The organism is Quadrisphaera sp. RL12-1S (assembly GCF_014270065.1).
In the GTDB taxonomy this organism is placed as follows: Bacteria; Actinomycetota; Actinomycetes; order Actinomycetales; family Quadrisphaeraceae; genus Quadrisphaera.
Genome location: NZ_JACNME010000004.1, coordinates 163,794 through 186,168, shown reverse-complemented (window position 1 = coordinate 186,168; position 22,375 = coordinate 163,794). Strand labels below are relative to the sequence as shown.

Here is a 22,375-nt window from a genome sequence, read left to right as displayed (position 1 = left end):
CCGTGACGTCCCCGGCCGGTCACCGGGACGTCACCGGGCAGCCACGATCGCGACCTCCCGCGAGGCGCGCCGGCCGACGCTCGGCCAGGATGAGCCGAGCCCGCCGCCCCGTGCGGTGACGCGCACCACGGATGCCCGCGAGAGGACGCCATGCAGGTCTGGCCAGGACGCCCCTACCCGCTGGGGGCCACCTTCGACGGCGCGGGGACCAACTTCGCGCTCTTCTCGGAGGTCGCCTCGCGCGTGGAGCTCTGCCTCGTGGACGAGCGGGGGCGCGAGACCCGCCTCGACCTGCCCGAGGTCGACGGCTTCGTGTGGCACGCCTACCTGCCGCGGGTGCAGCCCGGGCAGCGGTACGGCTACCGCGTTCACGGCCCTTACGACCCGGCGGCCGGGCACCGGTGCAACCCCAGCAAGCTGCTGCTCGACCCCTACGCGAAGGCCATCGACGGCCAGGTGGACGGGCACGAGTCGCTGTTCAGCTACTCCTTCAAGGACCCCTCGCGCCGGAACACGGCCGACAGCGCCCGCCACACGATGCTCTCCGTCGTCGTCAACCCCTACTTCGACTGGGGCACCGACCGGCCGCCGCGGCGCGACTACCACGAGACGGTCATCTACGAGGCCCACGTCAAGGGCCTGACGATGACCCACCCCGGCCTGCCGGAGGAGATCCGCGGCACCTACGCCGGCATCGGCCACCCCGCGATGGTCGAGCACCTGACCGACCTCGGCGTCACCGCCATCGAGCTCATGCCCGTCCACCAGTTCGTGCAGGACACCCACCTGCAGGAGAAGGGCATGACCAACTACTGGGGCTACAACACGATCGGGTTCTTCGCCCCGCACAACGCCTACTCCTCCACCGGCACCCGCGGCCAGCAGGTGATGGAGTTCAAGTCGATGGTGCGCACGCTGCACCAGGCGGGCATCGAGGTGATCCTCGACGTCGTCTACAACCACACGGCCGAGGGCAACCACATGGGCCCGACGCTGGCGTTCCGCGGCATCGACAACGCGGCCTACTACCGCCTGGTCGACTCCGACAAGGCGCACTACTACGACACCACCGGCACGGGGAACTCGCTGCTCATGCGCTCCCCCCACGTGCTGCAGCTGATCATGGACTCGCTGCGGTACTGGGTGAACGACATGCACGTCGACGGCTTCCGCTTCGACCTGGCGAGCACCCTGGCCCGCCAGTTCCACGAGGTGGACCGGCTCTCGGCGTTCTTCGACCTCATCCAGCAGGACCCGGTGGTCTCCCAGGTCAAGCTCATCGCCGAGCCCTGGGACGTCGGCGACGGCGGCTACCAGGTGGGCGGGTTCCCCCCGCTGTGGACGGAGTGGAACGGCAAGTACCGCGACACCGTCCGCGACTTCTGGCGCGGCGAGCCGAGCGCGCTGGCCGAGTTCGCCAGCCGCATCTCCGGCTCCTCCGACCTGTACGAGCACAACGGTCGCAAGCCGATCGCGTCCATCAACTTCGTCACCGCGCACGACGGCTTCACCATGCGCGACCTCGTCTCCTACAACGACAAGCACAACGAGGCGAACGGCGAGGGCGGTCGGGACGGCGAGAGCCACAACCGGTCGTGGAACTGCGGTGTGGAGGGCGAGACCAAGGACAAGGAGGTCAACACCCTCCGAGGCCGGCAGCACCGCAACATGCTGGCCACCCTGCTGCTGTCCCAGGGCGTGCCGATGATCCTGCACGGCGACGAGCTGGGGCGGACGCAGAAGGGCAACAACAACACGTACTGCCAGGACAACCGCACCTCGTGGGTGGACTGGAACCTCTCCGACGAGCAGCGCGACCTGCTGCGCTTCACCCAGCAGGTCATCTCGGTGCGGATGAGCCACCCGGTGTTCCGCCGCCGGCGGTTCTTCGCCGGGGACGCCCAGCACGGCGGCGAGAGCGCCCTGGGCGACATCGCGTGGTTCACCCCCGCCGGCGTCCACATGACGCACAGCGACTGGTCCACGGGGTACGCCCGGTCCCTCGGCGTCTTCCTCAACGGCTGGGCGATCCCCGAGCCGGACCCCCGCGGCGAGCAGATCGTGGACGACAGCTTCTACATCATGTTCAACGCCTCCCACGAGGACGTCGTGTTCACGCTGCCGCCGGCGGAGTACGGCCACGAGTGGCGGGTGGTGGTGGACACCGCCTCACCGCCCGAGACCCCGCCGCCCGTGGTGCCGGTGGCCAGGGCGCTGGCCGCCGCGGAGGCCGCCGGGCCGTTCACGGCCGGCTCCGAGGTCACCGTGGCGGGCCGCAGCCTGCTCGTGGTGACCCGTCCCTCGGTGGAGGCGCTGTGAGCGAGCCCCAGCAGACCGGCCAGCAGACCGGCCAGCAGGGCGGTCAGGGCGGCTCCGCCGCGCAGCACCGTCCCGCGCCGGGCAAGCCCGTCCCCGTCTCCACGTACCGGCTGCAGATCCGCCCGGAGTTCGGGTACGACGACGCCACCGCCGTCGTCGACCACCTCGACGCCCTGGGCGTCTCCCACGCGTACCTGTCGCCGCTGCTCGAGCCCACGCCGGGCTCGGCGCACGGCTACGACGTCGTGGACCACAGCCGCGTCAACCCCGAGGCGGGCGGCCGCGAGGCCCTCGACGTGCTCGTGAAGCGCCTGCGCAGCAAGGGCCTGGCCGCGGTGGCCGACGTCGTCCCCAACCACATGGCGGTGCCGACGCCGGCGCGGCTCAACCGCGCCCTGTGGTCCGTGCTGCGCGACGGTCCGGACTCGCCGTACGCGCGGTGGTTCGACGTGGACTGGTGGACGTCGGGCCACGCGATCCTCATGCCCGTCCTCGGCTCGCGCATCGGCCAGGTGCTGGGCTCCGGCGAGCTGGAGCTCGACACCAGCGGCCCCGAGCCGCTGCTGCGCTACTACGACCACGTCTTCCCGGTGCGCCCCGGCACCGAGACGCTGCCGCTGGCCGAGCTGGTGGACCGGCAGTGGTACCGCCTGGCCCACTGGCGCGTGGCCGACGAAGAGCTCAACTACCGCCGCTTCTTCGACGTCGACACCCTCGCCGCCATCCGCGTCGAGGACCCCGAGGTCTTCGACGCCAGCCACGAGCTGCTGCTCGAGCTGCTCGCCTCCGGTGAGCTCGAGGGCCTGCGCATCGACCACCCGGACGGCCTCGCCGACCCGCGCGGGTACGTGCGGCGCCTCGCCGAGCGCTCCGGCGGGGCGTGGGTGGTGGTCGAGAAGATCCTCGAGGGTGCCGAGGCGCTCCCCGACGACTGGCCCGTGGCCGGCACCACCGGCTACGACGCGCTGCTGCGCGTGGGAGGGCTGTTCGTGGACCCGGCCGGCGCCGGTCCGCTGTCGGCGCTGCTGGCGGAGGTCACGGGCGAGGCGACCGGCTTCCCCGCCGTCGTCGCCGCCGCAAAGCGCGAGGTGGTCGAGGCGGGCCTGTACGCCGAGGTCCACCGCCTCGTCCAGCTGCTGGTGCAGATCGTCGCGGCGGACGTGCGCCTGCGCGACCACACCGAGCGCGCCCTGCGCGAGTGCGTGGTGGAGCTGCTGGTGGCCTTCCCGCGGTACCGCGCGTACGTGGTGCCGGGTGAGCCCGCCCCGGCCGAGGCGCAGCGGGTGCTCGAGGAGGCCGCGGAGCAGGCGCGCGAGCACCTGCCCGAGGAGCGGTGGGACACCCTCGCCGTCGTCGTCGACCTGCTGCTGGGCCGTGAGGTCGGCAGCGCCGGGAGGCTGGCCGACGCCGACCGCGCCGAGCTCGTGGTGCGCTTCCAGCAGACCTGCGGGCCCGTCATGGCGAAGGGCGTGGAGGACACGGCGTTCTACCGCTGGTTCCGCCTGGCCGGGCTCAACGAGGTGGGCGGCGACCCCGACCGCGTGGGTGTGGCGCCGGAGGAGTTCCACGCCTACTGCGCCCAGCAGGTGCGCGACTGGCCGGTGGCGATGACCACGCTGACCACGCACGACACCAAGCGCGACGAGGACGTGCGGGCGCGCCTGGCCGTGCTCTCGGAGCTGCCGCTGGAGTTCGCCGAGGCGCTGCGGCACTGGCGGCGCCTGGCCGCCGAGCACCGGCGCCAGGAGCTGGACGGGCAGACCGAGCACCTCATCTGGCAGACGCTGCTGGGCACGTGGGGCTCGGGCCTGCGCGACGGGAAGCCGGGCGGGCCGATCAGCGGGGAGCGCCTCCTGGGCTACCTCGAGAAGGCGATCCGCGAGGCCAAGCTCCACACGACGTGGACGAACCCCGACGAGGCCTACGAGGAGGCCGTGCGGTCGTTCGCCGTGGGCGTCCTGGGCGACACCGCGGTGCTGGACGCCGTGCAGGCGTTCTCGCAGCGCATCGCCGGGCCGGTGCGGGTCGGCGTGCTCGGGCAGAAGCTCGTGCAGCTGACGATGCCGGGCGTGCCCGACGTCTACCAGGGCACCGAGGTGGTCTCGCTGTCGCTGGTGGACCCCGACAACCGCCGCCCCGTCGACTACGCCGACCGCCGCACCCGGCTGACGCGGCTCGACTCCGGCGCGCGGCCCAGCGACCTGTCCGACGAGAAGCTGCTCGTCACCTCGCGGGCGCTGCGGCTGCGCCGCGAGCACCCGGAGTGGTTCGTCGGCGACGGCGCCACCTACACCGCGGTGGCCACCTCCACCGGCAACGCCGTCGCCTTCGGGCGCGGCTCCGGGGCGCTCGACGGCGGGTCGCCGCAGGTGGTGGTCGTGGCCACGCGCCTGGCCGCCTCCCTGGAGCGCCTCGGCGGCTGGGGGCAGCACACCGTGGTGCTCCCGGAGGCCGGGGACGGCTGGCGCGACCTGCTCACCGGCGCCCTGCACGACGGCGGCGCCGTGCCCCTGGCACGGCTGCTCTCGGCCATGCCCGTCGCGCTGCTCGTCCGCGAGGGCACCAGCGAGGTGGCTGCCGCCGCCGCCGGCGCCGTGGTGGAGGATGCTGCGCCGTGAGCATGGCCCAGCAGTCGAGCCCCACCAGTGCGGTGGACGCCATCCGCCGCCCGATGAGCAGCAAGGACCTGCGCAAGGCGGTGGGCAAGCTGCTGCGCGGAGCGCAGCCGCTGCCCATCGTGCAGGCCGGCCACCCGGTGCTGCGCGAGGTGGCCCAGCCCTACGACGGCGAGCTCTCCCCCGAGCTCATGGCCGACCTCGTCGAGGCGATGAAGGTGTCCATGCACGCCGCGCCCGGCGTGGGGCTGGCCGCGCCGCAGGTCGGGCTGGGCCTGGCCCTCGCCGTCGTCGAGGACTCCGGGGACGACGACGACGACCCGCGCGAGCGCACCGACCTGCCGTTCCGCGTGATCGTCAACCCGTCGTACTCGCCGGTGGACGCCTCCGGCGAGGCGCTGGACGTCGAGGCCGCCGAGCGGGTGGTCTTCGAGGAGGGCTGCCTGTCGGTGGTCGGCTACGAGGCCGAGGTGGCGCGCTTCCGCTCGGTGCGCGTGGTCGGGCAGGACGAGACCGGGCGCGCCTTCGACGACGTCTTCCACGGCTGGTCGGCGCGGATCATGCAGCACGAGATCGACCACCTCGGCGGCGGCCTCTACATCGACAAGGCGGACCTGGCCTCGCTGTCCTGGACGGGCCGCGTCTGACCCTGCTCCGCTTCGGCTCAGGGTGGCCCTGGTCCGACAGGACCGGACCAGGGCCACCCTGAGCCGTTCCAGGAGTGGACCGGATCCACCCGGGGTGTTCCGGATACTCATGATCATGGGGGCGGGAGCCGGCGTGGGCCGGGTGGCGGAGGCCCATGATCACCGGTTGGGTGGTCGCGTGCACCGCTTCGCCGTCTGGGCGCCCTCTGCTGACCGCGTCGAGATCGACGTCCACCTCTCCTCCGGTGTCAAGACGCTGCCGATGCAGCGCACCGACGACCCGGCCCCCGGCTGGTGGGCCCTCGACGTCGACGAGGCCGGTGACGGCACCGACTACGCCTACCGCGTGGACGGCGGCGACCCCCGCCCCGACCCGCGCAGCGCGCACCAGCCGCACGACGTGCACGGCCCCAGCCGCGTCTTCGACCCCGGCGCCCACGCCTGGGGCGACGGCGCGTGGACGGGCCGCGACGCCCGCGGCGCCGTGGTCTACGAGATGCACGTCGGCACCTTCACGCCCGAGGGCACCCTCGAGGCGGCCATCGCGAAGCTGGGCCACCTGACCGCCCTCGGCGTCGACGTCGTCGAGCTGCTGCCGGTGGCCGCCTTCCCGGGGCGGCGGGGCTGGGGCTACGACGGCGTGGACCTCTACGCGGTGCACGACGCCTACGGCGGGCCTGCGGCGCTGCAGCGCTTCGTCGACGCCGCCCACCAGGCGGGCCTGGGCGTGGCGCTCGACTGCGTCTACAACCACCTGGGACCGGCGGGGAACTACCTCGGGGAGTTCGGGCCGTACTTCACCGAGGAGCACCACACGCCGTGGGGCGCGGCGGTCAACCTCGACCAGCCGGGCGCCGACGGGGTGCGGCGCTTCGTCGTCGACAACGCCCTGCGGTGGTTCCGCGACTTCCACGTGGACGCGCTGCGCCTGGACGCCGTCCACGCCCTCGTCGACACCTCCGACGAGCACGTGCTGGCCCAGCTGGCCCGCGAGACAGCCGCCCTGTCGCAGCAGCTCGGGCGGCCGCTGACGCTCATCGCGGAGAGCGACCTCAACGACACCGGGATGGTCACGCCGCTCGGCCAGTCGACCGGCACCGGCCTGGGCGCCCGGGGGATGCAGGCGCAGTGGGCCGACGACGTCCACCACGCCCTGCGCTCGGTGATGACTGGTGAGCGCGGCGGCTACTACAAGGACTTCGCCAGCCTCGAGGTGCTCGGCGGCGTGCTGGAGCGGGTGTTCCACCACGCGGGCACGTACAGCCCGTTCCGCGGCAAGACCTGGGGCGCGCCGGTGGACACCGCGCGCTTCGGCGGTCACGCGTTCGTCGCGTACACCACCACGCACGACCAGACCGGCAACCGGGCCACCGGCGACCGGCTCTCGGCGTCCCTGGACGACGCCGCGCTCGCCACGGCCCAGGCCGTGGTCCTCACCAGCGCCTTCACGCCCATGATCTTCATGGGCGAGGAGTGGGGTGCCACCACGCCGTGGATGTTCTTCACCGACCACGACGCCGAGCTCGGCGCCCTGGTGAGCAAGGGACGTGCGGAGGAGTTCGCCTCCCACGGCTGGGACACCGAGGAGGTGCCCGACCCGCAGGAGGAGTCGACCTTCACGGGCTCGAAGCTCGACTGGGACGAGCCGACCTCGGCGCGCGGGGCGAGGCACCTCGCCTGGACGCGCGACCTCCTCGCACTGCGCCGCTCCGAGCCCGACCTCGCCGGTGACGACCTGCGCGCCGTCCGCACCGCCACCAGCGGTGACGCCGAGCTGCGCGAGGGCGGCAGCCCCTGGCTGGTGGCCCGGCGCGGCTCCCTGGCGCTGGTGGCGAACCTCGCCGCCCACGAGCAGGTGGTCCCGCTGGCCGGCGCTCTGGACGACGACGACGCGCGCGCCGAGGTGGTCCTCGCCTGGGACGCCGAGGAAACCGACGTCACCGCGGGTCCGTCCGGCACCGCGGTGCGGCTGCCCGCCCGGGCCAGCGCCGTCGTCCGCCTCCGCTGAAAGTGCACGGGAAGTCCATGATCACGGCCGGGGCTGACCGTGATCATGGGCTTCCCGTGCGGTTCCGGGTCAGGACGCAGAGCCCTCCCGGGCCAGGGCGGTGAGGCGGGAGACGGCGCGGGCGTACTTCTTGCGGTAGCCGCCGTTCATGAGCTCGTCCGGGAAGAGCTGGTCGAGCGGGGCGCCGGAGGCGACCAGCGGCAGGTCGCGGTCGTACATGCGGTCGCCCAGCACCACCAGCCGCAGCGCGACGCTCTGGTCGGACACCGGCCGCACCCCGGTCCAGCAGACGGCGCTGACCCCGTCCAGCAGGGCGCCGTAGCGGCTGGGGTGCACGGTGGCCAGGTGCGCCAGCAGGGCGTCGAAGGAGTCCAGCACCACACCCTCCCCGCGCGCCAGCCGCTGAGAGGCGCGCTCGCGCACCTCGGCGTCCGTGGCGGGCTCCGGCGGAGCGGGCAGGCCGCGGTGGCGGTAGTCCTCGCCGTCGACCCGGTGGACGTCGAAGCGGGAGGCGACCGCCTGGATCTCCCGCAGGAAGTCCTCCGCGGCGAACCGGCCCTCCCCCAGCGCGTCGGGGAGCGTGTTGGACGTGGCCGCCAGCGCCGTGCCCGCGTCGGACAGCTCGCGCAGCAGGCGGCTCATGAGGACGGTGTCGCCCGGGTCGTCCAGCTCGAACTCGTCGATGCAGACCAGGCGCTTGGCCGACAGCGCCTCCACGGCCTGGCGGAACCCCAGGGCGCCGGCGAGGTTGGTGTACTCCACGAACGTGCCGTACGCGGCAGGAGCCGACGGGCTGTTGACGGCGTGGAAGAGCGAGGTCAGCAGGTGGGTCTTGCCCACGCCGAAGCCGCCGTCGAGGTAGATGCCCTCCTTGGGCGCCTCACCTCCGCCCCGGCTGAACAGCCGCGCCAGGCCGCCGCGGCCGCCTTTCGAGCCCTTCCCGCCGCTCCAGCGCTCCGCCCGGTCCCGCAGCGCCTCCACGGCCTCGGCCTGCGTGGGCTGGGAGGGGTCGGGGCGGTAGCTGTCGAAGCTCGCGGCCGCGAAGTGCGGCGGCGGCACGAGGTCGTCCAGGAGCCGCTGCGGGCTGGGGCGCGGGTCTCGCTGGACGAGGGAGGGCACGGCGTCGGTGGTCTCCACCGCGTCGAGCGCGGTCGCGTCAGGCACCGGCCGAGCCTAGGCGGAGCGGAGGCGCCCCGCCGCCCGCGGCCACCGGTCGGGGCCGCGGTGAGCCGCAGGTCACAGCCGTCCTGCAAGGGCGTCCTGGGTGGTTGGGGCACGAGGTCGTGACCTAATCTCGCAGCATGGCTGCTGAGACGACGACGCCGCGGATCGCCCCGGACCCCTCGCCCCGCTTCGCGGAGTACGCCCACCCCGAGCGCCTCGTGAGCACCGCGTGGCTGGCCGAGCACCTCGGCGAGCCGGGCCTCGTGGTGGTGGAGAGCGACGAGGACGTGCTGCTCTACGAGACCGGCCACATCCCCGGCGCGGTCAAGCTCGACTGGCACACCGACCTCAACGACCCCGTCACCCGCGACTACGTGGACGGCGAGACCTTCGCGCGGCTCCTGGGCGAGCGCGGCATCACCCGGGACACCACCGTGGTGGTCTACGGCGACAAGAACAACTGGTGGGCCGCGTACGCCCTGTGGGTGTTCAGCCTGTTCGGCCACGAGGACGTGCGCCTGCTCGACGGCGGCCGGGCGAAGTGGGAGGCCGAGGGCCGCGAGTACACCCGCGACGCCCCGGAGGTCACCCCGGTCGAGTACCCGGCGGTGGAGCGGGACGACTCCCGCATCCGCGCCTACAAGGACGACGTGCTGGCGTTCCTGGGCACCGAGCGCCCGCAGCTGGTGGACGTCCGCTCCCCCGAGGAGTACTCGGGCGCCCGCACCCACATGCCGGCCTACCCGGACGAGGGCGCGCTGCGCGGCGGCCACATCCCGGGCGCCCAGTCCGTGCCGTGGGCGCGCGCCGTGGCCGAGGACGGCGGCTTCAAGCCCCGCGCCGAGCTGGAGGCCGTCTACGCGCAGGAGAAGGGGCTGGACGCCGGCCGCGCGACCATCGCGTACTGCCGCATCGGGGAGCGCTCCAGCCACACCTGGTTCGTGCTGCACCACCTGCTCGGCTTCGACGACGTCAAGAACTACGACGGCTCCTGGACCGAGTGGGGCAACGCGGTGCGCGTGCCCATCGCCACCGGCGAGAAGCCGTGACCGCTGAGGACCTGCCGGACAAGCTGGCCGACGTCGTCGACGACTTCGCCGCCGTCACCGAGCGGGAGCGGCTGCAGCTGCTGCTGGAGTTCAGCGAGGGCCTGCCCGAGCTGCCCGCGCGCTACGCCGAGCACCCCGAGCTGCTCGAGCCGGTGCCGGAGTGCCAGTCGCCGGTGTTCGTCATCACCGAGCTCGACGACGGCGACGGCGCCACGCCGCCGCTGCAGCGCGCGGTGCGGGTCTTCGCGACCGCGCCGCGGGAGGCTCCCACCACGCGCGGCTTCGCCGGGATCCTCGTGGAGGGCCTGGACGGGCTGCCGGCGGCGGAGCTGCTCGCCGTCCCCGACGACGTCAGCGACCGCCTGGGCCTGGCCCGGGCCGTGAGCCCCCTGCGGCTGCGCGGCATGGCCGGCATGCTCGGGCGGATCAAGCGGCAGGTGCGCGAGAGCGCGTCCGCCTGACCGGCCCGCCTCACGGGGCGCGGGTGCGGTCAGGAGACCGCCGCGCTGCGCCGACGCGCCTCGACGAGGTCCGCGCTGCCCGCGACGTCGTCCTCGTCCTCAGGGCGCCTGCTGGGGTCCTTGAGGTTGCCGGTGGCCCACGCGCCGGCCCACACGGCGATGCCGCCGATGGCGACGCCGGCGAGGTCGTCGACGATGTAGTGCCAGCCGAAGTAGATGGTGGCGAGCACCGTCAGCACGAAGTAGGTCCACATGAGGCGGCGCGCCAGGGCGGGCATGCGGATGAGCTGCACGATGAGGGCGGCGGTGAAGACCACCGAGACGTGCAGCGACGCGAACGCGGCGATGCCGGAGACGGTGCCCGACACGTCCGGGTCCGCCCGGACGATCGAGCGGTTGCGCACCAGCGCGGCCTGCAGGCCGGTGACGTCGGTGCGGGTGAGGTCGGTGAAGTCCCACGGGAGCGCGTAGAACGGGCCCGACGCCGGGATGAGGTAGTAGCTGGCGGCGCCCAGGGCCCAGTTCAGGCACAGCGCGGTGACGTACCAGAGCCCGTGCGAGAGGTGCTTCCAGAAGATCAGCGCCACGGCCACCGAGACCGGCACGAAGATCAGGTAGCCCATGTACACGAACGACAGCACGTGCGCGGAGAAGCCCGTGCCGAGCACGGCGTGGAGCACCTCGGCGGGGTTGTTGCCGAACGCCAGCAGCCGGTCGCTGGCCACGAGGGCGAGGTCCTGGGAGCCCTCGTGGATGAACGGCAGGTAGTTCTTGAGGTTCCGGTAGCCCACGTAGGTGGTGTAGAAGCTCGCCACCGCGACGAGCACCGGCACCAGGCGCCGCCACGGCCACCGCGCCGCGGCGACGTCGCGCACGGACCGGGCCAGGCCGCGCGCGGAGCGCAGGTCGGTGTGGGCGCGCAGGCGCCAGGCGGCGCGCGGCAGCACGTCGACCAGCAGGCAGGCGGCCACGATGGCGGGCATGCGCACCCAGCCGGGGCCGAGGAAGCCGTCCGGGTCGCGCAGGGGGATGCCGAGGGCGACCGACCCGACGACCGCCAGACCGCCGGTCAGGGCGGCGGTGCCGACGGCCAGCAGGAGGACCCGGTGGCGGTGGCGGCGGTTCGGGACCTCGACGGTGGCGACGGCCGGCGCGGACTCGCCGGGCGTGGTACCGAGAGCCATGCGGGCCATCATGGCCCAGCCTGCGGTCTCCGCGCGTCCACGGACCGGTCACCTGCGCGTCACCTGCTGGACGTGCAGCGAACCGTCGGCGCGGCCTGTTTGACTGCCGGGGTGTCGACGACCCCTCCGCCGCCGTCCGAGCAGCCCTCCGAGCAGCCCTCCGAGCAGCCGTCCGACCAGCCGTCCGAGCTGGCGCCGCAGCGCCGGCCCGACCCGAAGCGCAACCTCGCGGGGGTGGGCTTCGTGCTGCTGGGGGGCTACTTCGCGCAGTCGGTGTGGAGCCTGGAGTCCTCGCTGTGGCTGAAGGTGGTGCTGGCGGTGGTCGGCGTGGCCGTGGCCGTCTACGGCGTGGTGCAGCTGGTGCAGAACCGCCGGCGCTGAGCCGCGCCCTGCACGTGAGAGCCGTCAGAGGTGCTCGAGGAGGAACCTCGCGACCTCGCGCTCCCAGCGGTCGGGGTCGGAGTTCCACTCCCGGCAGTGGCCGGCCCCGGGGAACTCCAGCAGCGTGACGAGGTCGGGCCGGGCGCTGGCCAGCAGGCGGCTCGGCCCGACCGGGACCACCGCGTCGGCCTCCCCGTGCAGCAGCAGGAGCGGTACCCGCAGCTCCTCGGCCCGCGCGACCCAGTCGAGCCGGTCCAGGTCGAGCGGGCCCTCCACGCCGAGCGTCGCGCGGGCCAGCGGCGAGCCCATGAGCGCGGCGCCAGCGCGGCCCAGGGGCGGGGGCACGCGGTGCACGCGCGCCTGGTGCGCCAGCACCGAGCGCCAGTCGAGGACCGGGCCGTCCAGCACCAGGGCGCGCACCCGGTCCGCCGTCCACGAGCGCGACAGCGCCGAGAGGACGATCGCCCCGCCCATCGACCAGCCCACGAGGACGACGTCGCGCGCGCCGGCGTCGAGGGCGTGCAGGACGGCGGCCTCGACGTCCTCCCACTCGGTGTCGCCGAGCCCGTAGCGGCCCGACAGGCTCGCCGGGGCGCCCGGGTCGTTGCGGTAGCTGGGCACGAGCGCCGGCACGCCCAGGCGGTGCAGCACCGGCAGCGCGCGCAGGCACTCCTCGCGCGTGCCGCCGCGGCCGTGGACGAGCACCGCCCAGACCCTGCCCTGCAGCTCGCCGTCGGCCGGGTGCACCAGCCACGCGGGCAGCTCGCCGACCGGCGAGTCGACCACGACGTCGTCGAAGGGGAGCCCGAGCGCGCGGCCCGGGTCCCCGGTGTGGAACCAGCCGCTCCAGCGGCCCGGACCGGGCCGCAGCTCGCCGGCGTCGGTGCCGAGCAGCGCGCGCACCACGGTCCCGCGGCGGGCCGCCCCCCGGCCGGGGACCCGCTCGCCAGCACGGTCTCCGTCCTCGAGGACCTCTCCCAGCTGGGAGTGCGTGGCGCCGCCGTCGGTCCACAGGCCGTAGCGCCCCGGTGCCCGCGTCAGGTCGCTGGCGGTGAGCACCACGCGGTCCGGCTCGACGGCCAGCACCCGGACGTCGTCCGCGCGGACCTTCTCGGGCGTCACGACGCGGCGGGCGAAGTGCGTGGCCAGCGCGGACGCGGCGGCCGAGGCCGCCAGGCCGACCGCCCCGCCCACCACGGCGCTGCGGACCACGGCCCGGGTCAGCGAGGCGGCGCGCAGCGCCGCGGCGGTCACGTCGCCGCCGGTGGGGGTCCCCGGGGTGCTCACGCGGCCCTCCTGCCGGCCGGTGCCGCCGCGGCGGCCACGCGCAGGCCCCACACGACCAGCGGCACCTGCAGGGGCAGCCGCGCGAGGGCCACCGCCCGGTACCAGCCCGGCGCGCGGTCGCTGCGGAGCGCCTGCACCGCCATCGTCACGTTGGCGGGGTACACGGCCACGAACAGCGCCGCGCTGGCCAGCCCCGCCCAGCGCCGGGTAGCGCGGGGCAGCAGCCCGGCCGCGCAGGCGAGCTCAGCGACCCCGGAGCCCGCGACCCACGGACCGGGACGGCCCAGCGCCCGGGGCACGATCCGCTCGAACGGGCCCGGGGCCACGACGTGCGCGACGCCCGCCGTGCCCAGCAGCACCGCGAGCGCCGCGCGAGCGGCGGGACCGGTGCCGAGCGGCGTGGCTCGCCCGCGTCGACTCATGCCGCCGATCCTGCCAGCGCTGCGCCGGACGTGCGCGGGCCGCCCGCGCCTCCCGCCCTCGGGGGCGCGGGTGTCACCCTCGGGTCGCGCGGCGCGGTGCCCGCCACCACGATCAGGGCCGTGACCCCTCCCACTTCCCGCTCCTCCAGCGCGCCCTCGAAGGCCCCCGAGGAGAAGCCCGAGAAGACGTCCTCCCCGAAGTCCGAGAAGTCGGCCGCGAAGAAGTCGTCCTCGAAGGGACCGGCGCGCCGCACCCGGTCCACCAGCCGCCCGCTCGCCTCCCGGGTCGAGCCCGGCCTGCCCTACCCCCTCGGCGTAACGCTGCGCGGCGGCGGCATCAACGTCGCTCTGCCGTCGGAGACCGCCGAGCGCGTGGAGCTCTGCCTGTTCGACGGCTCCGGGAAGGAGGAGCGCGTCGAGCTGCCGGAGAAGTCCGGCCACGTCTTCCACGGTTTCCTGCCCGGGATCGGCGCCGGCCAGCGGTACGGCTTCCGGGTGCACGGCGCCTGGGACCCGGCGCGCGGCCTGCGGCACAACCCCCACAAGCTGCTGCTCGACCCGTGGGCGAAGGCCGTCGAGGGCGCCTTCGGCGCCGGCGAGGAGGTCTTCGGGCACCACTGGGACGACGGCGCGAAGCTCAACGAGGCGGACTCGGCCGGTTCGGTGCCGCGCTCCGTCGTCGTCGACGAGTCCTTCGACTGGGGGGACGACACGCCCCCGCGGACGCCGCTGCACAGCACGGTGGTCTACGAGACGCACGTCAAGGGCCTCACGCACACCCACCCCGACGTGCCCGAGGAGCTGCGCGGCACGTACGCCGGGCTCGCGCACCCCGCCGTCACGGGGTACCTCAAGGACCTCGGCGTGACCACGGTGGAGCTGCTGCCGGTGCACCAGTTCGTGCAGGACTCCCACCTGGAGGAGAAGGGCCTGCGCAACTACTGGGGCTACAACTCCATCGGGTTCCTCGCCCCGCACGGGGAGTACGCCGCGGCCGGGGACGGCGGCGGCCAGGTGGCCGAGTTCAAGCAGATGGTCAAGGACCTGCACGCCGCGGGCCTCGAGGTGGTGCTCGACGTCGTCTACAACCACACCGCCGAGGGCAACGACCAGGGCCCCACCTTCAGCCTCAAGGGCATCGACAACGGCTCGTTCTACCGGCTGGTGGAGGGCGACGAGGGCCACTACTTCGACACCTCGGGCACCGGCAACAGCCTCAACGCCTCCCACCCGGCGGCGCTCGGGCTGGTCATGGACTCGCTGCGGTACTGGGTGCAGGAGATGCACGTCGACGGGTTCCGCTTCGACCTGGCCACCACGCTGACCCGCCAGGGCGGCGAGATGGACGTGCACAGCGCCTTCCTCACCCTCGTCCACCAGGACCCGGTGCTCGCGCCGGTGAAGATGATCGCCGAGCCGTGGGACACCGCCGGTTACCAGGTGGGGGGCTTCCCGGCGCGGTGGAGCGAGTGGAACGGCAAGTTCCGCGACGACGTGCGCGACTTCTGGCGCGGCGAGGAGGGCGTGCTCGGCGCCTTCGCCCACCGCCTCACCGGCTCCGGCGACATCTACGGCGGCGCCCCCGGCAGCGGCGGGCGCGACCCGCTGTGCAGCATCAACTTCATCACCGCGCACGACGGCTTCACGCTGCACGACCTCACCAGCTACGACGCCAAGCACAACGAGGCGAACGGCGAGGGGAACAACGACGGCGAGAGCGACAACAAGAGCTGGGGCTGCGGCGCCGAGGGCCCCACGGACGACGACGGCATCAACGAACTGCGCACCCGCCAGCGCAAGAACCTGCTGGCCACGCTGCTCCTCTCGCACGGCGTGCCGATGGTCCTCGGCGGTGACGAGATGGGTCGCACGCAGGGCGGCAACAACAACGCCTACTGCCAGGACAGCGAGATCTCCTGGTTCGACTGGAAGTCCGTGGACGGCGACCTGGTCGAGTTCACCAAGGAGCTCACCGCCCTGCGCCGGGAGCACCCGGCGCTGCGCCCGCGGCACTTCGGCGACGTCGACGTGGAGATGCGCCGCGCCGACGGCCCCGAGATGGGCGACGGCGACTGGGCGGAGCCGCTCAACAAGGCGCTGACGGTCCACCTCACGGGTCCGCGCTCGGACGGCGCCGACGACGTCGAGGAGTTCATGCTCATGGTCAACGGCTCCGAGGGCGTCGTGGAGTTCACGGTGCCCACGCGCACGGACTCCGGCACCGACCCGGAGCCGGAGGAGCTGCCCGGCTGGAAGCTGGTGCTCTCCACCGACCCCGAGCAGCACGTCAAGAAGCGGGGCCTGGCGCCCGGGCAGCAGATCCTCGTGCGGGACCGGTCCCTGACGCTGCTGCACCGCGTCGACTGACCACCCCCTGCGCAGCCGAGCGTCCGGTCGCTCGGCTGCGCAGGGCCCGCCGCTGCCGGGTCAGACGTGCGAGCCCCGGGCAGAGCCCGTCCACGTCGACCCGTCGGCGGTCTCGACGAGGCACTCGACGGGGTTCGACGCCGTCCAGTCACCCTCGACGGGAGCGATGGTGGTGACGTCCCACGACGAGTCGTCCTAGGCCGTGCCGACGTACGCCTGCAAGGCCGGCAGGCAGGTGGCCCGCACCCACGCCTCCATCTCGTCGTCGCTGGGGTAGTGCGACGTGGTCATGGTGCCGGTGGCGAAGACCTCGCTGACGTGGGCCTGGCTGCAGGGCACCAGCGGCACGTCGGTGAAGCCGTCCTCGTCCTGGGAGACGGTGGAGACGCAGTCCCCCACGTGCAGCGACGTCGCGTCACCGGTGCCCGCGCTCACCACGGTGCCCGACGCGTCGCGGTCGGCCGGTGCGATGAACGCGTTGTACCCCAGCACGCCCAGGACCGCCGCGGCCGCCACCGTCCCGAGCCAGGGCCCGGGACGCCGCCACGTCGTGGCGTACGAGGCCGGACCCGGCAGGGGCGTCACGACGTCCGGGTCGCGGGTCAGCCCGGTCGGGACGGCAGCGCGGTGGCGGTGGAGCCGGACGGCGTTGGAGACGAGGGCGACCGCGTTGACGACCGGGGCGACGACGCCCCACCAGCCCGCGGCGAGGTTGTGGCTCTGCGCGTCGTGGAACGCACGGTCCGCGCACAGCCGGCACAGCCCGGGGACGTCGGTGACGCTGGTGCGCCACAGCAGCACCATCCCCGTCACCCGCCGGAGCCTGACGGGGGCGGCGGGGGCCCATCCGCACAGGACGCACTCCCCCTCGCGGGCGGGCCGTCCCGGGGCGGTGCCCGGCGAGTGGTCAGGGGTGTCGGTGCTCGTCACGGAGCGGATCGTGGAGGGTGGCGGGCACGCGCGGTAGGCCCCGGCGCCGAGGCGGACCCGGACGGCCGGTCGACAGGTGGGCCGGGCGCCCCGGACCGCCACGGTGCGTGACCGCGCCCGTCCCGGACACCCCGCCGGCTCCCACGGCCCCGCCCTGTCCGCCGAACGTGCGCATCTCGTGGCCCGGGGAGCGCGCTCGCCGGGGAAAGTGCGCGAAGGGCGGGCAGGCTGGGGGACGTGCAGCTGCCCGTCATGCCGCCCGTCGCGCCGATGCTGGCCAAGGGCGTGAAGGACGTCACCACCGTCCCCGAGCCGAGCTCGGTGGCGGGCGGGCTCCTCTACGAGCCGAAGTGGGACGGGTTCCGCGACCTGGTGAGCGGCGATCCGTCGTCGGTCGCAACCGGCCAGCTCCTCGATGCGCTCAACCTCGTCCGCGGTCAGCCCTCCGTCGGCGTCCACCCCAATCGCTAGGCATGGGCCGACGTTCCGAAGCAGGACAAGATCAAGCTCGTCGTCGACGTACCCTGGAGGTCACTGGACGAACCCTCGGGGACGGAGACGCGGCGCAAGCTCGACGGGCCGCCGCCATCCGGCTGCAGGCCGAACTGGTCTCGGAACAGCTGTGGCGAACCGCCATACGTGAGGAGCACCTCGCGGGCGCCGAGGAGCTCTAGATGTACTGCCCAGACACGTTGGTCGAGCCCGTGCAGCCGTGAGGACTGACCCCGACTGACACAACGAGGACCTCCCGGGTGCGAAGTGGGACTGCTGAAGGTTCCGCACCACAACATCAGGACGTCCTCGTGACCCACGCTAATGCCGCCCTGACCCCCAAGGCCCGCCTCACCCTGGCCCGCCTGGTCATCGACGAGCACTGGCCGATCGCCCGCGCCGCGGAGCACTTCCACGTCGCCTGGCCCACCGCCAAGCGCTGGGCGACCCGCTCCGCCGCCATGGGCGAAGCCGGCATGAGCGACCGCTCCTCACGGCCGCACCGGTCGCCGAACCGCACCCCCCAGCACGCGGTCAAGCGCGTGGTGCACCTGCGCTGGAAGCAGCGCCTGTCACCGCTGGCGATCTCCTCCCGCACCGGGATACCCGCCTCCACCGTCCATGCGGTGCTGACCCGCTGTCGACTGAACAAGCTCTCCCACGTCGACATCCGCACCGGGGAGCCGATCCGGCGCTACGAGCACCAGACCCCCGGATCGTTGATCCACGTCGATGTGAAGAAGCTCGGCAATACCCCTGACGGGGGCGGGTGGCGCTACGTCGGACGAGCTCAGGGCGAGCGCCTTGGGCACGGTGGTCATCCTTCCAGTGAGGACCGCAGTCCTCACAGATCAGGAGTCAACCGGAGCAGGGGCAGTCCCGGCTCCCTGCCGGTGTGGCGGGGAGCCCTCAGCGCGCTCGTGGTGCTGTGCGGCCTAGGGCTCACCTGGCCAGGTTGGCGCTGATCGCCTCGTAGGCCTTCTCGGTGATCACCTTCTTGCCGCCAAAGGCGACCAGACGCGTGGCGCCGGTCTCGGCTACAGCACGGGTGGTCATCACCGGTACCTCGTCGACACCGGTGGCGGTCAGCAGCAGCGGTCCACCGAGGGCTGCCATAGCTGCCGCGCCAGGAAGGGCGTCCGGCCAGGAGGCACCACCGGCGAGGCCCACCGAGGAGATGTCACCGGATGAAGCGCGCATGGCCGCTGCCAGCTTCGCCGACGTCTCGAAGCGGTCGATGCCGGTGACGGCCCGGTCGGCGGCGCCGTCAAGACCGGCCTTGACGGCAGCCGCCTTCGCAGGTCCGCCGATCGCGACGGCACGGTCGCCCTGGGGGTCGTGCCTCCCGAGGTAGTCCGCCGTAGCTCTCGGCATTCGGTCGCCGTCGGTGAGCAGGACCACACCACCCGTCGACTGGGCGAAAGCCGCCACCGAGACGCCGTCGGCGAAGTCGCGTCCGGTGACGAGGTAGATGGGCCCGACGTCGCCAGCCCGCTGAGTCGTGGCGGCGGCGATCGCGACGGCGGTGGCGTAGCGGTCAGCACCTCCGGCGCGCACTACCGTGTCCCCCTGAACAAGCTCGTTGACCGCCTGTTCAACGCCCTCGGAGATGGCGGCATCCCCTCCGAGCAGGTACACCGTGCCACCCGCTCTGACAAGGCGACGGATCTGCCCAGCGGTCTCCGGGCTCAGCCGGTCGCCATCGGTCAGCAGCAGGGGACCGCCGATCTGACCGGCCAGACGGGCGCCCGCCAGCGAATCGGCATACAAACCCGCACCGCTCAGCACCACATCATGCGAGCTGCCAAGCGTGGGGGTGCTGAAGACCTCTTGAGCCACGCCCGCCGAGGTCGCGATGCGATCCGGACCTGCAAGGCGCCGAGGCCCGGAGGGAAGAGCCGAGGTGGTGCTCTCGGGAGTCGTGATGGTCACCGACAGGGCCTGGGAGGCCGCTGCCCTGGTCTCCGTGGCTGCAGCGTTGATCATGATGGAGCACGTTCCAGGAGCCAGCGCCGTGATGACACCGGCTGCGTCAACGATGCACACCGAGGGGCTGGACGAGGAGTAGGTGACCTTGCCGGCGGCGATGACGTTCAAGGCGGCCGTACGTGCCTTCAATGGCAGCATCTTGGGTGCGTTCGCCGTCAGCACCTGCGGAGGCAGGCCACTGCTCGAGGAGCCGCCTCCGCCGAGGGCCGCCGGAGTGGTCGGAGCCGAAGGGGTCGAGGCCGGCCCTGCCCCGGCGCTGTTGGCGGCAGTCACAGTGAAGGTGTACGGGATGCCGTTTGTCAGTCCACTCACGGTGCAGGGTGCAGTCAAGGCTGCGCAGGTCGCTCCCCCGGGCGTGGCCGTGACGGTGTAGCCGGTGATGGCCGCGCCGCCGTTGCTGCTCGGAGCGGACCACGTGACGGTTGCAGAGGTGTCCCCCCCAGCGGCTCTCACACTAGACGGGGCCGCGGGGGTAGTGATGACGGGGTTGACGGTGAGGTTGACAGTCTGCTCGTCGTAGCCGGCGCTGTTCGTGGCCCGCACGGTGAAGGCGGGGACGGGGCCCGTGGAGGCGGGGGCGTTCCCGGACAGGACCCCCGTGCCCGCGTTCAGCGAAAGCCACGAGGGCAAAGCCCCGGAGGCCACCGTCCAGGTGGGGGAAGGGACTCCCGAGGCGGTCAGCGTGGTCGAAAAAGCCGTGCTGACGGTGGCGCTGGTGGGCGCGGACGAGGTCACGGTAGGAACGGATCCGGCGGGCAGCGTGATCGCGTGGACACGGTTGTTGAACGTGTCGGTGGCGTAAAGCACCCCACCGGTTCCGACGCTGACGCTGTTCACCGAGTTGAAGCTCGACGCCGTGGCGGGCCCGGCAGTGGGTGACCCGCTGCTACCGGTGCCGGCGATGAAGCTCAGGTTGCCGGACGTGTCGACCTTTTCGATGCGGTGGTTGCTCGTGTCGGCGATGTAGACGTTGCCCGTCCCGTCGACCGCGACACCCTGGATGGAACTGAGGTTCGACGACAGCGCCGACCCGGCAGTTGCTGCGCCACCGGTGCCGGTACCTGCGACGAACGTGAGGTTGCCAGAGGGACTGATCTTGTAGACGCGCTTGTCCGTGCCGCCTGAGTAGATGTTGCCTGCACTGTCGATGGCGATGGCAGCGGGTGTGTTCAGCGGTGACGAGGTCGCCGCCCCAGCAGTAGGTGCGCCGCGGGTGCCATTACCGGCCACGGTCGTCAGCGTTCCGCCGGTGTCGATCTTCGCGATGCGGTGGTTGCCGGAGTCGGCGAAGTAGACGTTGCCTGCGCTGTCCACGGCCAGCGACCGCGGGAAGTTGAGGTTGGAGGTGGTGGCCGCCACGTTGCTGGTCGCCGTTGCTGCGGTTCCTTGCGTGCCCGTCCCGGCGATGACCGTCAGGTTGCCCGAGCTGTCGACCTTCTCGATGCGATGGTTGTTCGAGTCCGAGATGTAGAGGTTGCCCGAGGAGTCGGTAGCCACGCCAGAAGGGCCATTCAGCGGTGACGAGGTCGCAGGGCCCGAGACGGGGGCGCCGCTCGATCCGGTTCCGGCGACGAACGTGAGGTTGCCGGAGGTGTCGACCTTCTCGATGCGTGCGTTGTTGGAGTCGGCGATGTAGACGTTGCCGGCCGTGTCCACCGCGGTGCTCTTGGGCCACCACAGGGTCGATGACGTCGCAGGCCCCACGACGCCGGGACCTTGCACGCCGGTGCCGGCGAAGAAGGACAGGGTGGCCGGCGCGGGAGTGGGTGCAGCCGTGGACGTTGTCGTGGTCACCGGCAGCAACACGGCGACCAGCGCCCCGACGCACGTCACGGTGGCGACACGGCGGCGCCGCGACGGACCAGCAGCGGCGGGAGCTTGCGGATCCGCTTGCGCGGGAGGCGGCGTGGAGATGAGCACCCGATCATGCTGGCCCGTAGTGGATCACCGGCGGCGGATTTGCCACAGCGTGTCGTCCTCGCCCGCAGTGGGCGACGAGACCTCCGCTGGCACATCCCAGTCGCCTACTTGCTGGGCAGCCTGCTGAGGCTGTCGTACGCGTCAGCCGTGATGACGCAGCTGCCACCGAAAGCGGTCATCCGCTGTGTTCCCCCTGGCCCATCATTCCGATGGTCGCGCTGGGGACGACGTCTGACCCCGTGGGGGTCACCAGCAACGGGCCGCCCAGAGCGGCCATGGCCGCCGAGCCGGACTCGGCGTCGGGCCAGGAGTGCCGCCGGCCAGAGCGGCTGAGGCGACGGTACTGCCACTGCTCGCCTTGAAAGCGCTGGCGAGCTTGGCGGAGCTTTCATATCGGTCGGCCCCACGACAGCGCGCTCGACGGACCCGAGAAGCCCCGCATCTGCTGCGGCGGCCTGCGCTGGGCCGCCGATGGCCACGCCACGTTCCCCGCTGGAGTCGTGCGCCTCCAGGTAGGCCGATGTCGCCACGGGCATCCTCCGCCGTCGGTGAGCAGGATCACGCCGCCGGAGGACTGGGCGTCGGCGCTCATAGAGACGTCGTCCGCGAAGTCGCGAGCCGTGAACAGCCAGATCGGGCCAACGTCGCCCGGAGCGTCTGACTGTGGCGTCGGTCAAGACGGCTGCGGTGGCGCAGCGGTCGGCACCGCCGACGCGGATGTCGCTGTCGCCGGTGATGAGAGCGCTGCCGTCAGCCTGCAGGGAGGCGGGTGGGGCGTCGTGGCCGCCGAGCAGGTACACGGTTCCGCCTTTGGCGACCAACCGCTTCAGCTCAGCAGTCGTGGCGTGGTGTCGCTGAGCTGACGCCTGTCAATCAGCACCAGCGGTCCGCCGATCGGACCGACATGTCGTGCACCGGCCAAGGCGTCGGCGTAGGAGCCGGCAGCGGTGATGACGACGTCGTAGGAGCTGCTGGCTACAAGGGGCAGGGATTGTCTCCTTCGCTACGGCGGCCGAAGTGTCCACTCGGTCTGCTACGGCAAAGCGTCTCAGCCCAGCAGGCAGTGTTCTCGCTGCTGACCCGGCGCTGGTCCTGTTGTCGCACAGCGCTGAGGGCTCCCCACCGGTGTGGCGGGGAGCC

The 22,375-nt window shown here is 72.9% G+C and carries 14 protein-coding genes and 2 pseudogenes; 10 read left to right on the top strand and 6 right to left on the bottom strand.

Annotation, left to right across the window (positions count from 1 at the left end; translation table 11 throughout):
* The first annotated feature begins 150 nt into the window (after nt 1-150).
* The 4 genes from glgX (H7K62_RS09400) (at nt 151) to treZ (ending at nt 7,589) form a co-directional block, all read left to right on the top strand.
* Nucleotides 151-2,319 (top strand): glycogen debranching protein GlgX, encoded by a 2,169-nt coding sequence (glgX, locus tag H7K62_RS09400; RefSeq protein WP_186717687.1) that lies wholly within the window; start codon nt 151-153, stop codon nt 2,317-2,319.
* Nucleotides 2,316-4,937 (top strand): malto-oligosyltrehalose synthase, encoded by a 2,622-nt coding sequence (treY, locus tag H7K62_RS09395; RefSeq protein ID WP_186717686.1) that lies wholly within the window; start codon nt 2,316-2,318, stop codon nt 4,935-4,937. Before glgX (H7K62_RS09400) ends, treY begins: the two co-directional genes overlap by 4 nt.
* Before the next feature lie 2 nt (nt 4,938-4,939).
* The gene (locus H7K62_RS09390; protein ID WP_255480023.1) at nt 4,940-5,581 is read left to right on the top strand and encodes a peptide deformylase; all 642 of its coding nucleotides are present in this window, start codon (nt 4,940-4,942) and stop codon (nt 5,579-5,581) included.
* A gap of 115 nt (nt 5,582-5,696) precedes the next feature.
* A complete protein-coding gene (gene treZ, locus H7K62_RS09385) occupies nt 5,697-7,589 on the top strand; it encodes a malto-oligosyltrehalose trehalohydrolase (RefSeq protein ID WP_186717685.1) in 1,893 nt (630 codons plus the stop codon).
* Between the two features lie 69 nt (nt 7,590-7,658).
* Here treZ and zapE read toward each other — a convergent pair whose 3' ends face one another.
* The gene (zapE, locus tag H7K62_RS09380; protein WP_370591689.1) at nt 7,659-8,753 is read right to left on the bottom strand and encodes a cell division protein ZapE; all 1,095 of its coding nucleotides are present in this window, start codon (nt 8,751-8,753) and stop codon (nt 7,659-7,661) included.
* 137 nt (nt 8,754-8,890) lie between these two features.
* On the opposite strand from zapE, the gene H7K62_RS09375 reads away from it, so the two are divergent.
* Together H7K62_RS09375 and H7K62_RS09370 are read left to right on the top strand one after the other, a co-directional pair.
* Nucleotides 8,891-9,802: a sulfurtransferase gene (locus tag H7K62_RS09375; protein ID WP_186717684.1), complete on the top strand. Its 912-nt coding sequence runs from the start codon at nt 8,891-8,893 to the stop codon at nt 9,800-9,802.
* Nucleotides 9,799-10,263: a SufE family protein gene (locus H7K62_RS09370; protein ID WP_186717683.1), complete on the top strand. Its 465-nt coding sequence runs from the start codon at nt 9,799-9,801 to the stop codon at nt 10,261-10,263. The genes H7K62_RS09375 and H7K62_RS09370 overlap by 4 nt, the downstream gene beginning before the upstream one ends.
* 29 nt (nt 10,264-10,292) lie before the next feature.
* On the opposite strand, the gene H7K62_RS09365 is transcribed toward H7K62_RS09370, so the two are convergent.
* Nucleotides 10,293-11,447: a phosphatase PAP2 family protein gene (locus tag H7K62_RS09365; protein ID WP_186717682.1), complete on the bottom strand. Its 1,155-nt coding sequence runs from the start codon at nt 11,445-11,447 to the stop codon at nt 10,293-10,295.
* 111 nt (nt 11,448-11,558) lie between these two features.
* Between H7K62_RS09365 and H7K62_RS09360 the strand changes: the two genes are divergently transcribed.
* On the top strand, nt 11,559-11,828 hold the full coding sequence (locus H7K62_RS09360; protein ID WP_186717681.1) for a hypothetical protein: 270 nt from the start codon (nt 11,559-11,561) through the stop codon (nt 11,826-11,828).
* Between the two features lie 24 nt (nt 11,829-11,852).
* Here the strand turns inward: H7K62_RS09360 and H7K62_RS09355 are convergent, their stop codons facing one another.
* Complete coding sequence (locus H7K62_RS09355; protein WP_370591688.1) at nt 11,853-13,115, bottom strand: alpha/beta hydrolase family protein; 1,263 nt, start codon at nt 13,113-13,115, stop codon at nt 11,853-11,855.
* The gene (locus tag H7K62_RS09350) at nt 13,112-13,537 is read right to left on the bottom strand and encodes a DoxX family protein (RefSeq protein ID WP_186717680.1); all 426 of its coding nucleotides are present in this window, start codon (nt 13,535-13,537) and stop codon (nt 13,112-13,114) included. Before H7K62_RS09350 ends, H7K62_RS09355 begins: the two co-directional genes overlap by 4 nt.
* A gap of 297 nt (nt 13,538-13,834) precedes the next feature.
* Here H7K62_RS09350 and glgX (H7K62_RS09345) point away from each other — a divergent pair, with 297 nt between their 5' ends.
* A complete protein-coding gene (gene glgX, locus H7K62_RS09345) occupies nt 13,835-15,904 on the top strand; it encodes a glycogen debranching protein GlgX (protein WP_186717954.1) in 2,070 nt (689 codons plus the stop codon).
* 195 nt (nt 15,905-16,099) lie between these two features.
* Here the strand turns inward: glgX (H7K62_RS09345) and H7K62_RS09340 are convergent, their stop codons facing one another.
* Nucleotides 16,100-16,834 (bottom strand): septum formation family protein, encoded by a 735-nt coding sequence (locus H7K62_RS09340; RefSeq protein WP_186717679.1) that lies wholly within the window; start codon nt 16,832-16,834, stop codon nt 16,100-16,102.
* Nucleotides 16,835-17,071: 237 nt separating this feature from the next.
* On the opposite strand from H7K62_RS09340, the pseudogene H7K62_RS21545 reads away from it, so the two are divergent.
* Nucleotides 17,072-17,239: pseudogene (locus tag H7K62_RS21545) on the top strand (ATP-dependent DNA ligase); the annotation flags it as partial.
* Nucleotides 17,240-17,637: 398 nt separating this feature from the next.
* Nucleotides 17,638-18,129, top strand: a pseudogene (locus H7K62_RS09330) (leucine zipper domain-containing protein); the annotation flags it as partial.
* A gap of 139 nt (nt 18,130-18,268) precedes the next feature.
* On the opposite strand, the gene H7K62_RS09325 reads toward H7K62_RS09330, so the two are convergent.
* A complete protein-coding gene (locus H7K62_RS09325; RefSeq protein ID WP_186717677.1) occupies nt 18,269-21,235 on the bottom strand; it encodes a cell wall-binding repeat-containing protein in 2,967 nt (988 codons plus the stop codon).
* Between the last annotated feature and the right edge of the window lie 1,140 nt (nt 21,236-22,375).

What these genes read in the sequence shown, in the direction of transcription:
- glgX (WP_186717687.1), top strand. Translation starts at nt 151, where the DNA reads ATGCAGGTCTGGCCAGGACGCCCCTACCCGCTGGGGGCCACCTTCGAC.
- H7K62_RS09390 (WP_255480023.1), top strand. Translation starts at nt 4,940, where the DNA reads ATGGCCCAGCAGTCGAGCCCCACCAGTGCGGTGGACGCCATCCGCCGC.
- treZ (WP_186717685.1), top strand. Translation starts at nt 5,697, where the DNA reads ATGGGGGCGGGAGCCGGCGTGGGCCGGGTGGCGGAGGCCCATGATCAC.
- H7K62_RS09375 (WP_186717684.1), top strand. Translation starts at nt 8,891, where the DNA reads ATGGCTGCTGAGACGACGACGCCGCGGATCGCCCCGGACCCCTCGCCC.
- H7K62_RS09365 (WP_186717682.1), bottom strand. Translation starts at nt 11,447, where the DNA reads ATGGCTCTCGGTACCACGCCCGGCGAGTCCGCGCCGGCCGTCGCCACC.
- H7K62_RS09350 (WP_186717680.1), bottom strand. Translation starts at nt 13,537, where the DNA reads ATGAGTCGACGCGGGCGAGCCACGCCGCTCGGCACCGGTCCCGCCGCT.